The following is a 12502-nucleotide window of genomic DNA, read 5'->3' as shown; positions in this document are numbered from 1 at the left end:
TTGCCTGGGGCGTCATGAGCTCGTAGGCTATCTCACCAGGCGGGCTATGCCGCTCAACGGGGTCAACGCAACATAAAGCTGTGCCCCGTCGCCGGGAGCAGGCGGGCAATGTCAGCGGTTTTAAAAGAATCCCGCTCGGTCGGTGAATGAGCCGCCAGGTAGCGGCTAACCCCGATCAGGACATGCCCGCCCTGGCGAGTACCGGCCTGTACCCCGAACTGGCGTACCGCGGCCTCGAGCATCTGGCAGGCATGGAATCCCGCGTCCTCGCGGGTGCAGCGCGTGCGTCAGTGTCTTGATCAAGTCATCAGGCGGGTGCCCCAGTGCGAGATGCGGCGGCATGAGGCAACCTACGGCATCCACCTGCCGCTGCAGGTCGAAGGCATCGGGCAAGGCTGCGCGGATATCCTGCGGCGATTGGGGCATGCGGGCGTTCCGTGCAGCGCTTTGTCTAAGGAGCGGCCATGGCCAGGTCGCATAGGCTCAGGCAAACGACCTGCGGACGCCGGCAACGCTTGCAACAGTCCTGCGTTAGAACGAGCAGCCCGCGTGCAGGAGGATCATAATGCCCATCGATTACCGTTCCGAGCTAAAGCGGCCCGTAACTTTGGCATTGGCTGGGGCTGCCATTCTGGGCTGGCTTCTAGCCCTTGGCGTTGGGCTCTCTTCCTCCGACCAGCGGCAGAAAGCCCAAACGGAACTGATCCGCCTTCAGCAGACTGAAGGCACCCTGCGACGGCAGCTCGATGAGCAGCAGCGCACCGGAGGAACTCTGGCAGACTTGCAGGCCAGGGTCGCCGGTGCGGAGCAGCAGCTGGCCCAAGTCGCGCAAGTTCGAGAGCAGGCCCAGGCGCAAGTTGCAACCCTGCAGCAAACGGCACAGACGTCGCAGCAGCAACTCGCGCAGACCGCCCAATCCCGTGATCAGCTTCAGGCTCAGCTCGGGACCCTGCAGCAGTCGCTCCAGACAACCCAGCAACAGCTGGCCCAAGTCACGCAGGCGCGCGAGCAGGCCCAAGCGCAGCTCACCGGCACTCTGCAGGACCTGCAGACGCAACAACAGCAACTGACGCAGCTCACCCAGGCCCGAACAGAGGTTCAGACCCAGACCGCCACTGCTCAGAAAGCGCTGCAAGCCAACGAGCAAAATGCAGCCGAGCTGAACCGCAATGTGTCGGCACTGTCGCAGCGCCTGCCGGAGATCCAGAACCAGCTCCAGCAGGCAGAGCAACGGCTGGCTTCTGTGAAAGAGGAGATTGCCACAGGTGAGCAGACGCTCGCGACACGCAGGCAGGAAATGACCGATGTGAGCCGCCGGTTGGAGGAGGCCCAACGGGAAGAAGCAGCAGCTCGTGAGATGGTATCCCAAGCCACCCAGGATGTGGCGTCAAGGAGATCAGAGCTCACGGAGGTCGAGCAACGCCTCCAGCAGGCGCGCGAGGCACAAGCGTCCACTCAGGCAGAGCTGACCACCCTCCGCTCGGAGCGAGAGCGTCTGACAAGGGAGCAGGCTGAACTCCAGAACCAGGCAACTCAGCAACGGGCTGATCTTCAGGCCCAATTGGCGAGGGCAACGGATGACTTGGCCGCCCGCAACCGAGAGGTTGCAGAACTGGAAGGGCGGCTTCAGGCCACTCGTCAGGACCTTGCTGATGCTCAGAGCCAGCTGGCTGGGGTAAGGCAGCAGCTTGGCACGCCACAGGGTGCCCAGGAGTCCTCTGGAGCAGGGACTCCAACCGATACGGCTCCTATGTCGCCTGAAACGCCCCAATGATCAGCACGTGGGCCCTGCTCCTCATGCGTCCGGGCACGTCAGAAAACGGGTGAGGTGCTCGCTGATGTCAGCCCAGGTCAAAAAGAACCCGGCGCGGAGCCGGGTTCGTGTCGATAGGACCGTCAGGAGCATCAAAAGGGCTGCAGATTAACGCCTGATGCCATGGGCCCGTTCCTGCCGGATGCTCGGTTACACGCCCCTGCGGCTGCGGGAGAAGTACCAGATCGCGGCCGCGACAATGATCACCAGCAGAATGATCCACCAGTAGTCTGCGATCCCTCCACCTGTTGCCGCGGGAGGAGCGCCGGGCGCCGGGGAGGGGGCAGGGGTCTGCGCCCAGGCCGAGGGAACAGCCAGGAAGAGAAAGCCCATCACTGCTGTGAGTTTGCTCATGAGACGTCTCCGTGTGAGGAGGCCCAGCACAGCTACGCCACGTTCCTGCCAAGCTGGCCTTCTCGGGCAACGCAGTGTGCGACCGCATGTTCCTGGGCAAGCCGATCTGCGGCGCATAAGCTTTGATCATCATGACGGGAGACCGGAGCCGCCGCGATGATGAAGAGGGAGACGATCGCCATCGCAGATTTCTATGTGCCGGTGCGGCGGCGTCAAATACTTGATCCGCAGGAAACCTTCCGAAGCAATTCGCGCGGCTCGCTGCATGATAGCCTACCGTTCGCTCTGGCACCTTCTCTGTGTCTGTGGCCCGGAAATCGCGACAGGACCAGATTCCCTGGTCGTCCCTAATTGAGGTATAGCGGATCTGCGGCTGAACGTAACGGTGAGCTGACCCTCGTCCTTAGATGCGGGCCAGCAACTCTGCTTTCTTGGCGGCAAACTCCTCATCCGTCAGCACACTGTTCTTGTGTAACTCAGCAAGGCGCGCGATGTCCCTGATGGGAGGAATGCCATCCAAGACCGATAGCCAAGCCATGTTCTCAGCGCAGCCCCTTCATGAGGCATGTTGCATTGCAAAGCGGCGCGATGCCGCCGATATGAGCGGTGGCTGATTTCAACGCGGCAGCGCTTTCTCCCTCCCGGCGCTGTCGCATCGGCCGTTCCCTCTGGAAGGTTTTGACTGATTTGTCGGACCTTAGCTTTGCCGGGCTTCGCGCCCGGCTTTTTCTTGTCTGGTCCAAACCAGCCGTTGATGCGTCTTAACAAAAGGCTGGTCGAAAAGCTTTTCGACTTTAGGTGTGGGATCTGATGACCCGCGCGACAGCGCGTTGCCACAAAAGAGGCGACCTTGGCACTTGCGATGCGCGGCACGCATCCGTCAGGCCATTACTGATGAAGGCCCGTTTGTGGCAGCAGGCCAGCTCGATCTCTGGGGCATAGCGCTGAACCCAGCGAAAGATCGTGGAGGGGTCAACGGCGACGCCACGCTCTGACATCATTTCAGCCAGATCGCGGTAGCCGATCCTATACTTGCAGTACCACCGCATGCACAGCAGGATGGTCGCGACCGGAAAGCGGCAGCGCTTCAACAGAGACAACAGGGCGGCTCCTTGACGAACCACCCCTCGTTATCCCGTCAAGGTTAATGCAGCGGTGCCCTCCTAGGCGTAATTGTGTGCGACAGTCGGCTGGTCACCGACGCATCAGACTTCGGAGCGGAATCCCTCTGAGTCAAAATAGCCGGAAAAGGCTCTAGCCGTGAGCGGGAAACCGCCGAACAGATTACTGATCGAGGTAACGCTCCACCAAGCGAGCCCAAAGTGCAGATCCTGTAGTCAGACTTCCGTCGGCAAAATCGTATTTTGAGCTATGAAGAATAGCGGAATTCATGCCGTTGCCGAGGCGCAGGAAACTTCCTGGCTTATGTTCAAGGAAGTAAGCGAAATCCTCACTTCCCGGGATAAGGTGGCAGGTCGAGACTCTTTCCATCCCGATGAGTTCCTCTGCCACGACACGGGCGAACGTCGTCTCGGCCTCAGAGTTGACGACAACCGGGTAACCACGCTCGTAGTCGATCTCAACGGTGGCGCCATAACCATCGACGACAGACTGAGTCAATTTGATGATGCGTTCCTGGAGAAGGTCACGGATCTTCGGTTCGAACGAGCGGACGCTGAGGGCGAGCTTTGCATATTCCGGAATGACGTTGACGGCATTGCCCGCATGGATCGTCCCGACGGTGACGACCGCAGTTTGGGTCGGGTCAACATTCCGGGACACGATAGTCTGCAGCGAGACAACAAGATTACACGCAATCACCACAGGATCGACGGTAAGATGAGGGCGCGAGGCGTGACCGCCAATACCCCTGATGGTGATGTTAACGGTATCGGACGAGGCCATCATCGGACCGGAGCGCAGAAGGATATTGCCCTCTGGTGCACCGGGATGGTTATGCAGACCGAAGATCGCATCGAAGGGAAAGCGCTCGAACAGGCCATCAGCGATCATCGCTTGAGCGCCGCTGATCTTGCCGGCCTCTTCGGCAGGCTGGAAAATCAGCGTTACAGTGCCGCTGAAACGACGGGTGCGAGCAAGATACTCAGCCGCACCCAGAAGCACAGTCGTATGCCCATCATGGCCGCAGGCATGCATCCTACCAAGGCTCTTGCTCGCATAGGCAAGGCCCGTCTCTTCGGAAATTGGAAGAGCATCCATGTCGGCGCGAATGGCAATACCCTTCTTTCCATTTCCCGCGCTCAGGCGCGCAACGACGCCGTGGCCGCCGACGTTGCGGGTCACCTCATAGCCCCAGCTCTCAAGCTTCTCGGCAACAAAGCGTGCCGTTTCAGCCTCCTCGAAGGAGAGCTCCGGATTGGCGTGAAGATGCTGGCGGATGCCCGCCAGTTCTGCTTCCATCGCATCGAAATCCGACACGCGGGCAAAAATGTTGTCGTTGAGCATGAGATTCATCCGAATGGCGGCCGAAGGATTGGCTTCAAGGCCGGGAGGCTGGTTACTAATTTTCAGAGGAAGCGCGATAGGAAAGCCTGTGTGCGCGGGTGCTGCGGATTGCCGATCACATCCTCCGGATCGCCCATCTCGACAATCTTCCCACCATCCATGAACACCACCCGGTCCGCGGCCTCACGGGCAAAGCTGATCTCGTGGGTGACGACGATCATGGTCAAACCCTGCTTGGCAAGGTCACGCATCGTTGCCAGAACCTCACCAACCAACTCGGGATCCAGCGCTGATGTCGGCTCATCAAACAACATCAGTTTCGGCTTGATGGCCAGAGCGCGAGCAATCGCAACCCGCTGCTGCTGGCCACCAGAAAGCTGACGAGGATAGTTGTTCGCTTTTTCCAGCAAGCCGACGCGCTCGAGAAGCTTCATGGCATTCTGGGATGCTTCCTTGCGGCTTTCACCGTGAACTCCCACAGGTGCCTCAATGATGTTCTGCAGCACCGTCATGTGCGGGTAGAGGTTGAACTGCTGGAACACCATGCCGATTTTCCGGCGCTGACGGGCAATGGCATTCGCAGACAGCTTTTCCAAGCGATTGTTGCGAACGCGATAACCGATTTGCTCGCCGTCGACTTCGATCAGGCCTTTGTGAATGGCTTCCAGGTGGTTGATGCATCGCAGGAAGGTTGATTTCCCCGAACCGGAGGGCCCAAGGATCACCACGACCTCTCCCGGCATAATGTCAAGGTCTATGCCTTTGAGAACCTCGAGATGATCGAAGGATTTATGGACGTTGCGTGCCCGAACGAGGGGCTTCATGGTTTGAACAGCGTTCAATGGTTTGCCTCCACAGCTGCTCCGGCATCTACTGGCTTTGCATCAGCTCCGTTCTGGCGTTCGCCGCGGCCGTAATATGCCTCAATATAGCTCTGCCCGACGTTGAGGATTGAGGTGATGAACAGATACCAGATGACTGCAACGAGCAGCATCGGGATGATCTCGAAGGTACGATTGTAGATCGACTGCACGGAGTAGAGCAGATCAGCCATGGCGATTACGCTGACGAGCGAGGTCGCCTTGATCATGCTGATCAGCTGGTTGCCGGTCGGCGGAACGATAGACCGCATGGCCTGCGGAATGATGATACGCCACAAAGCCCTGCCCCTCGTCATGCCGAAGGCTTCCGCCGTTTCGGCTTGGCCCCGGTCTACGGAAAGAAGGCCACCGCGGATGATTTCCGCCATATAGGCTGCTTCGTTAAGCGCAAGTCCGACGATCGCAGCCGTTATTGGTGTGATCACTGAATTCGTATCCCAGCTTGCCAGCGTCGGGCCGAAGGGGATCGTGATCGAAAGCTGCGGGAACAGCGTCGAGAGATTGTACCAGAAGATCAGCTGCACGAGCAGCGGCGTACCGCGGAAGAACCAGATGAAAAGCCCCGCGGACGAACTAGCAAGCCTGTCCTTTGACATGCGGGCGATGGCCAGCACCAAGCCAAGGATCGTTCCAAGCACCATGGCGATAACAGTAAGCCAGAGGCTGACGTAGAGACCGCTAATGACCGTCGGATCGAAGAGATAGGCTGCGACGACTGGCCAGCCGAAGTTCTCGTTATTGGCGACAATCCAAGCAAAGTTCAACGCAACGAGGAGGATGACCGCCCAGAGAATCAACCGGCCTGTACGGAAGGGAACGTGGGCGGTCGCCACGTCCCGGATGTTCGCATCGCTGGAAGGCGATGCGCTGGTCAGATGAAGTTGGCTCATTGCGGGAGAGTTCCACCAAGATTGATGCCTGGCTCCTTGATCATGTTGTTCTCAAGGCCCCACTTCTTCATAATCGCGGCATAGGTGCCATTCTCCATCAGCACTTTGATGGCGTCGAGGAGCAGCGGCCCGAGCGGCGAACCCTTCGGCACGACTGCGCCCTGATAAAGGTTCTCAAACCCATTCTTCTGGCCGACACCTGTCAATTCGAGCTGACCATTCGCCTGAGACACAAAATAAGTGAGCGGCGCCTGGGAGGAAAAGAAGGCTTCTGCGCGCTTCGAGCGCACGGCAAGGATCGAGCTCGGCTGATCCGTGTAAGACTGAACCACGATGGGTTCCTTGCCCTCGGTCTTGCACTTTTCTGCTTGGACTTGAATTACTCGCTCGGCCGAGCCGCCGGCCATGACAGCGATGCGATTGCCGCACGCAGTATCAAGCGAGGTGATACCCTTGGGATTACCCTTTTGGACCGCAAAGACAACGAACTCTTGAACCCAATCAACGAAATCGTTGGCTTCCTCGCGGCTCTTGAAATCGCCGACCGGGCCGAAGGCAAATTGGTAACGTCCAGAGTTCACACCAGTGAGCAATGCCGGAAGACCGCCGACTGTGGCATGTTCAATCTTGACGCCGAGGAGCTGACCTATTGCTTCCGTCAGATCGTCGCTTGCACCGGTCATCTCCGTTCCGGTGACGATTTCATACGGAGGGAATGAGCCATTGTTGACTGAGATCATCTTGCCTTCGGCGCGGATGTTCTCAGGCAGGCGCGCCCGCAGTTGCTCATTCACAGTCTGTTTCGGGATTGTTGCATCCTGCGCGCGGAGAGGGCTTGCCAGAACAAGGCTGGCGAAGGCAGCGGAAGCAATGAGTTTCAGATACATGTCGTGTTCCCTAATTTAAGTTCTACGAAAGCGCTTATAATCTTGGGCAAGACTTACTAAAGGCTACTCTTTACTTGCTAGGGAAGAGTTCAGCGGGCGTAAGCCGGCGAGGCAGGATTTTCTGCGCATAAAGTTCGTTGGCGAAGTCTGAGATCATAGTCTCGTTCGCCTCAAGCCCGCTGATATTCCAGGATGGCGGCAAATCGGCGGCGCAACGGCGTAGCTCGTCGATCATCCAGGGCGTCGTGTCGGCATACTTCTCCCGCTTCTGCAGCCACATGCGCTGAGATGCATCAATCAGTTCGCTGAGTTCGTCCACGACCCACGGATGCTCCTGCACAATCTGGGCCTTGAAGCCGATCAGGTGCATGCCCGGCACATAGCCGACCTCGTGGAAGTAAGCGACCTCGGCGGCCCTGAAGTCGTCAAGGACCTGACGGAACGGGGAGGCCTGATCGAAGAACCCTGGCGGCATGAACGGAGTGAAGATTGCGTTCAGACCACCATTCTTTAGAAGATCGACCATGGGCTGTTCGCCGGGTGCAGCTTCGATACGGCCTGGCCGACCAAAGCCGTCGAGCCGATCCGTGATCGGGTGAGCCTCTGTCAGCCGACCTGCGTACCACATAGCATCGTCGACTTCGACGCCTTCGCGGCGGATAGCAGCGCGGGTCCAGGTATTGCCGGAATCTCTCCAGCCGGTCACGCCGATCTTCTTGCCGGCGAGGTCCGACAACTGACGGATTGAGCTCTCCTTCAGTGTAATGATACAGCGGTGACGAAAGCCACGCATGATGAAGTTCGGTATGCCGACTACGCTGTCATCGCCGTCGTGTCGCAATTGCGCGTAGCGGCTGAAGGACATCTCTGCTGCATCATACGCCGGATCATGCCCAACGTTGGAAATGAGAGTGCCAACACGATCGACTTTGATATCGAGGCGAGGGGACTGAACGTCGCCCAGAACCAGGGGCGTCATGTAATCCCAGTCACGAAGGGCAAGTCGGAGGGTTAGCGGCATCAGCAATCACTCGCAACAAACTTGTGTTCCTTGCAGTTAAAATGTTCATATCGAATTGATCAAACCCTTTTACGTTACTGAACATTAAATTTGGTGCCGTATGGACGAAAGCAGAGACGCAGCTTGGTTTGCCGAGCAGCTGACGAACCGGACAATTCGTGGGATTGCCATCGAAACAAGAGCATTGATCCGCGCTGGTGCATTGCCGGTCGGTACTAAGTTACCGCCGATACGTGATCTCGCTTTCGCGCTCGGGATCAGCCCTGCGACCATTTCGGAAGCTTGGAGCGAACTGCGGCGCCAGAAGATCATCAGCGGGCGAGGACGAAATGGTACGTGGGTCAGCGGTGATCGCTTCGTCGCCCAGCCGCAACGCTTGGCAAGCTCCGGCAATTACGGCGAAGGCATCCTAAACTTGACCGCAGCTGTCCCGGATGTTCGCCTGTTGCCGCCGCTTGCGAACGCGATGGCCTATGGTGCCTCAGCAGAAAACCTCAACAGCTATGAGCGCAGCCGCATCTTACCGGAACTGGAGGAGGCGGTCAGGAACATCTGGCCTTATGAGCCGGAAGCGTTCTTGGCCACAAATGGAGGGTACAATGCGGTTTATACGCTGGTCCATGCTCTCGTGCCGCCAGGTGCAACGGTCGCGCTCGAAAACCCAACTGGCATGCGCCTCCTCGACATTCTGGAGGATCGCGGCGTTCGTATCCTGCCAGTTGAGTGCGACAGCGAAGGACCTTTGCCGTCATCCCTTGAGTCAGCCATGAAACTCAGGCCCGTCGCCTTTATCTTCCAGCCACGGTTGCATTCGGTTACTGGTCAGAGCGTCAGCCGAGGGCGCTTGGAAGGTCTCGCGCGGGTTCTGCAGGGCACTGATACGCTTATCGTCGAGGATGATGGAATCGGAGACATCTCCGCCGCGCCACGACATTCCATGGGCGGCCACTTTCCGGACCGGGTGATCCACATTCTCTCCTTTTCGAAGACCCATGGACCTGACCTGCGACTTGCTGTTCTCTCCAGCTCTCGGGCAATCGTCGATCAAATTCAATCCTATCGCAGCTTTAGTGCAGGCTGGACGAGCCGTATTCTGCAGGCTGCCACGGCTTGGCTGCTGCGCGATCCGGCGACACAAGACTTGGTTGACCATGCCCGAATGGTCTACCAAGAACGGCGCACTAATCTGGTCACCGCTTTACAGCAAAGAGGGGTAGAGGCCATGCATGGTACGGGTCTGTGCGCATGGGTTCCCGTATCATCAGAGCCCTTCGCGATGGTGACGCTTGCCGCCCACGGTATTGCAGTCCACCCTGGCGCCAAGTTCTCCATGCTACCAACATACCATTTGCGCGTTGCCACCGCCACTCTATCTGACCGCTATGAGAAGGTTGCAGATTCAATTGCGTTGGCCGCTGGCACGTGAGCGAATGGGACAAGGTATCTGCTCTGGAGTTTCTACGGTCGCATGGCCAACTGGAGCGTTCTAGTCTGAGCGTATTGTCTCGACCATACATGATTTGCGCATTATGCAGCGATGCAACTGCAACAGGCTGAGTAACAGTAGTGGGTTCGACCGCGAGCCTCTTCAGGACATGGGCCAGGATAGCAGAGCGATCCACGTAACTCGTCTTGAGTTAAGTCAATGTTCAATCATTAGTTGTCCTGCGGCTGCCAAAGGTCCGTAAGGTGCTCGCAACACAGCCCATAGCCGATAGCAGAGTTGCGAGCCACAATGCGGCAGACGTTGGGTTGTGTGGCATGAGCCCAAACAGAACCGCCACCAACGCCGCGCCCACAGACTGACCCAAGAGCCGCGCAGTCGATAGCATGCCACCGGCTCCACCACTCCGTTCTCGTGGCGCAGTTGAAAGAATTATCTTGTTGTTAGGTGACTGGAACAAGCCGAATCCCAAGCCACACAGGGACAGACGCCACACGAGATCACCTGTCGATGCTAGTGGTGAGAGCACCGCCAGCGAAGCAAGTCCGGTAGCGAGAATGGCAAGCCCGAGACCGCCAAGCATTCCCGGTGAGTAGCAGTCGGCCAACCGACCAGAGATGGGAGCGGCCACAGCGACAGCTAACGGAAAGGGGGTCATCAAGAGACCCGTCTCCGTCACGGTTCGACCGAGGACATCATGAAAGTAGAATGGAAGCGACACATAGGCGAGCGTCTGAGCCCCAAAGGAACAAATCGACGTCATCATAGACAGGGCAAACACCGGCACCCGGAGCAAGTCCAAGGGCAGAAGAGGCGCCGGATGTGCGATCTGGTATCGGACGAACACGTATCCGACACCAACGGCCGCTCCCAATAAAAGAGCCGAATATGTCGGGGACGGACCATCTTTCAGGCTGTTAATGCCTATGATGAGGAGGCTGAGTGTAAGGGCGTTGAGTGCAGCACCAATCCAATCGAAGCGTCTGGATGTGCGTGGTGTCACCGGCAAAGTGCGCGTGGAGATGATAAGAGCAAGAACCCCGAGCGGCACATTGATAAGAAAAAGCCATGGCCAGGAGGCAAGGGACAGGACCGCCGCAGCCACTGTTGGGCCCGCCGCGGAGGAGACCCCTACGACTAGCGCATTTCTGCCAAGTCCTCGTCCGAGAAGATTGTGGGGATAAATGAAGCGGACCAGCGCAGGATTGACACTCATGATGCCGGCCGCTCCGAGCCCCTGCAGAACTCGGCTCGCGATCATCATAGGAAAGGACGTAGAGACAGCGCATCCCAGTGAGGCAGCAACGAAGACTGCGAGTCCGGCACAATAGACCCGCTTGTAACCGAGGCTATCTCCCAAAGCTGCTAGCGGCAGCAACGAAATCGTTACGGCAATCTGGTACGCGTTCACCGCCCAAATGGCAGTTGCTGGATCGACAGCGAGATCCTGTGCGACGATCGGTAAGGCAACGTTCACGAGCGAGGTGTCAAGTACTGCCATCGTGAGGGCGGTGGCAACTGCCAGAAAGGCAAAGAGCCGTTGGGGTTCTGGCAGGCCATTCTCTAAGTTCATGACAAGCCCCTCTAGTTCAATAGTCCCCCCGGGCTTATCCCTCAGCGGTGTATGACCGGCACCGTTACCTGATTTGGATATCGCAAGTCCACACCAGCTGACAAAATCGGCGGAGGCGCCGCCCCTGGCATGGTCGCAAGCTTGAAATGAGGTCGGCGGCAGATGTAGGCTTTATTATGCTTGTACCCTGGAGGCGCCAAGGCAGATTGCTATACAAAAAATCCAGCATTTTAGGTTCCATAGTTTTTGTTCAGCGTGGTTTGTCTGTAGGCGCAAACTTAAATTGGCAACACTGAGCAATGTCCAAATGTGTTCATCCCTGGATTCTTGATGCTACGATAATATTTGATCGCTCCGCTCTGCAGCCCTGGCATTTGGCTCACTCATTACATAAATGTTGCTTGAGAAGATTTTTACTGACACTGCCCTGCAGCGCAATCTGAACCGAGCTCGATCTGCGCTTCGACCTTTTGATCATGCGACGTCGGACCCTTCAAGCTTGGGACTTAAGTATGCTGCGTAGCAGCATCATGACGTCGTCCAACTGCCAACATGCTTTCGAAATCCCCGCATAAACGTTGTCGCCAATGCCGAAGCTGGGTGCTGGGGCGAGCGCAGGGCAACGAACCCAGCGTCGATGAAGGGGGTGAATGGTTTTGCAACGATGCCCTTGTCGAAAAACTCCGCTGCTGAATAGGGATCCACGAGGCTGATGCCGCCCCCCTCGGCCACAAGAAGACAGGCAATGTGGGATAGAGGCGTTTCGAGCGAGACCGTTCGTGGGATTCCTGCAAGAGCCGTGTCGATCCTGGATCGGAAGAGGGTGCCCCGACCGATCCCTACGAAACGCTCACCCTCAAGATCAGCCGGCGTGATGCAGTCACGCCGCGCCAGACGGTGATCTTTTGGCATGATCACGACCGCAGCCACTGGGATAGCCTCGGCCTCCATTCCAATCCGGTCAAGCGGGCCATCCGCATATCCGAAATCAGCCTGACCACTTGCAACCGCGTCGATCACGAGATGAGACGGCACCCCGCTGATTGAGATATGGACGCCCGGCCTACGAGTGGAAAACTGGGCGGCGAACCGGGTCAGGATACTTCCAGCAAGTGCTGGCATCGCAGCAATCCGCAGCGAACCGGCTGTTTGCTCCCGGAGTGCCTGCGCGAA

General features: G+C 57.9%; 10 protein-coding genes and 2 pseudogenes. 2 read left to right on the top strand and 10 right to left on the bottom strand.

What is annotated here, in order from left to right; genetic code table 11:
• Positions 1 to 565: 565 nt before the first annotated feature.
• Positions 566 to 1774, top strand: a complete 1209-nt coding sequence (locus tag KBI52_RS04730) for a hypothetical protein (protein WP_210805722.1) — start codon at positions 566 to 568, stop codon at positions 1772 to 1774.
• A gap of 189 nt (positions 1775 to 1963) precedes the next feature.
• Here KBI52_RS04730 and KBI52_RS04725 read toward each other — a convergent pair whose 3' ends face one another.
• The 8 genes and pseudogenes from KBI52_RS04725 to KBI52_RS04695 all read right to left on the bottom strand — a co-directional run bounded on the left by KBI52_RS04725 (position 1964) and on the right by KBI52_RS04695 (position 8312).
• The gene (locus KBI52_RS04725) at positions 1964 to 2167 is read right to left on the bottom strand and encodes a hypothetical protein (protein WP_210805720.1); all 204 of its coding nucleotides are present in this window, start codon (positions 2165 to 2167) and stop codon (positions 1964 to 1966) included.
• 403 nt (positions 2168 to 2570) lie between these two features.
• Positions 2571 to 2660, bottom strand: a pseudogene (locus KBI52_RS04720) (SHOCT domain-containing protein); the annotation flags it as partial.
• A 430-nt stretch (positions 2661 to 3090) separates the two neighbouring features.
• Positions 3091 to 3216 (bottom strand): annotated as a pseudogene (locus KBI52_RS32690) (IS6 family transposase); the annotation flags it as partial.
• 235 nt (positions 3217 to 3451) lie between these two features.
• Entirely contained in the window at positions 3452 to 4633 is a 1182-nt protein-coding gene (locus KBI52_RS04715) for a M20 aminoacylase family protein (protein WP_210805716.1), read from the bottom strand.
• A gap of 62 nt (positions 4634 to 4695) precedes the next feature.
• Positions 4696 to 5457, bottom strand: coding sequence for an amino acid ABC transporter ATP-binding protein (locus KBI52_RS04710; RefSeq protein ID WP_210805724.1), 762 nt, complete (start codon positions 5455 to 5457; stop codon positions 4696 to 4698).
• 14 nt (positions 5458 to 5471) lie between these two features.
• Entirely contained in the window at positions 5472 to 6404 is a 933-nt protein-coding gene (locus KBI52_RS04705) for an amino acid ABC transporter permease (RefSeq protein WP_210805714.1), read from the bottom strand.
• Entirely contained in the window at positions 6401 to 7291 is an 891-nt protein-coding gene (locus tag KBI52_RS04700; RefSeq protein ID WP_210805712.1) for an ABC transporter substrate-binding protein, read from the bottom strand. The genes KBI52_RS04705 and KBI52_RS04700 overlap by 4 nt, the downstream gene beginning before the upstream one ends.
• Positions 7292 to 7361: 70 nt before the next feature.
• Complete coding sequence (locus tag KBI52_RS04695) at positions 7362 to 8312, bottom strand: ABC transporter substrate-binding protein (protein WP_210805710.1); 951 nt, start codon at positions 8310 to 8312, stop codon at positions 7362 to 7364.
• Positions 8313 to 8412: 100 nt separating this feature from the next.
• Here KBI52_RS04695 and KBI52_RS04690 point away from each other — a divergent pair, with 100 nt between their 5' ends.
• Positions 8413 to 9738 (top strand): PLP-dependent aminotransferase family protein, encoded by a 1326-nt coding sequence (locus KBI52_RS04690; protein ID WP_210805708.1) that lies wholly within the window; start codon positions 8413 to 8415, stop codon positions 9736 to 9738.
• A 223-nt stretch (positions 9739 to 9961) separates the two neighbouring features.
• Here the strand turns inward: KBI52_RS04690 and KBI52_RS04685 are convergent, their stop codons facing one another.
• Both KBI52_RS04685 and KBI52_RS04680 read right to left on the bottom strand, forming a co-directional pair.
• Complete coding sequence (locus KBI52_RS04685; protein WP_210805706.1) at positions 9962 to 11329, bottom strand: MFS transporter; 1368 nt, start codon at positions 11327 to 11329, stop codon at positions 9962 to 9964.
• A gap of 528 nt (positions 11330 to 11857) precedes the next feature.
• Positions 11858 to 12502 (bottom strand): LysR substrate-binding domain-containing protein (locus KBI52_RS04680; RefSeq protein WP_210805703.1); only part of this gene is annotated, 645 nt, incomplete at its 5' end.

Origin of the sequence: Microvirga sp. HBU67558 (assembly GCF_018069605.1) — a bacterium.
Classification (GTDB): domain Bacteria; phylum Pseudomonadota; class Alphaproteobacteria; order Rhizobiales; family Beijerinckiaceae; genus Microvirga; species Microvirga terrae.
This window is presented reverse-complemented; position numbering and strand designations above follow the sequence as displayed.

Coding starts and splice junctions, on each gene's coding strand:
- KBI52_RS04730 (WP_210805722.1), top strand. CDS start 566: ATGCCCATCGATTACCGTTCCGAGCTAAAGCGGCCCGTAACTTTGGCA.
- KBI52_RS04725 (WP_210805720.1), bottom strand. CDS start 2,167: ATGAGCAAACTCACAGCAGTGATGGGCTTTCTCTTCCTGGCTGTTCCC.
- KBI52_RS04715 (WP_210805716.1), bottom strand. CDS start 4,633: ATGCTCAACGACAACATTTTTGCCCGCGTGTCGGATTTCGATGCGATG.
- KBI52_RS04710 (WP_210805724.1), bottom strand. CDS start 5,457: ATGAAGCCCCTCGTTCGGGCACGCAACGTCCATAAATCCTTCGATCAT.
- KBI52_RS04705 (WP_210805714.1), bottom strand. CDS start 6,404: ATGAGCCAACTTCATCTGACCAGCGCATCGCCTTCCAGCGATGCGAAC.
- KBI52_RS04700 (WP_210805712.1), bottom strand. CDS start 7,291: ATGTATCTGAAACTCATTGCTTCCGCTGCCTTCGCCAGCCTTGTTCTG.
- KBI52_RS04695 (WP_210805710.1), bottom strand. CDS start 8,312: ATGCCGCTAACCCTCCGACTTGCCCTTCGTGACTGGGATTACATGACG.
- KBI52_RS04690 (WP_210805708.1), top strand. CDS start 8,413: ATGGACGAAAGCAGAGACGCAGCTTGGTTTGCCGAGCAGCTGACGAAC.
- KBI52_RS04685 (WP_210805706.1), bottom strand. CDS start 11,329: ATGAACTTAGAGAATGGCCTGCCAGAACCCCAACGGCTCTTTGCCTTT.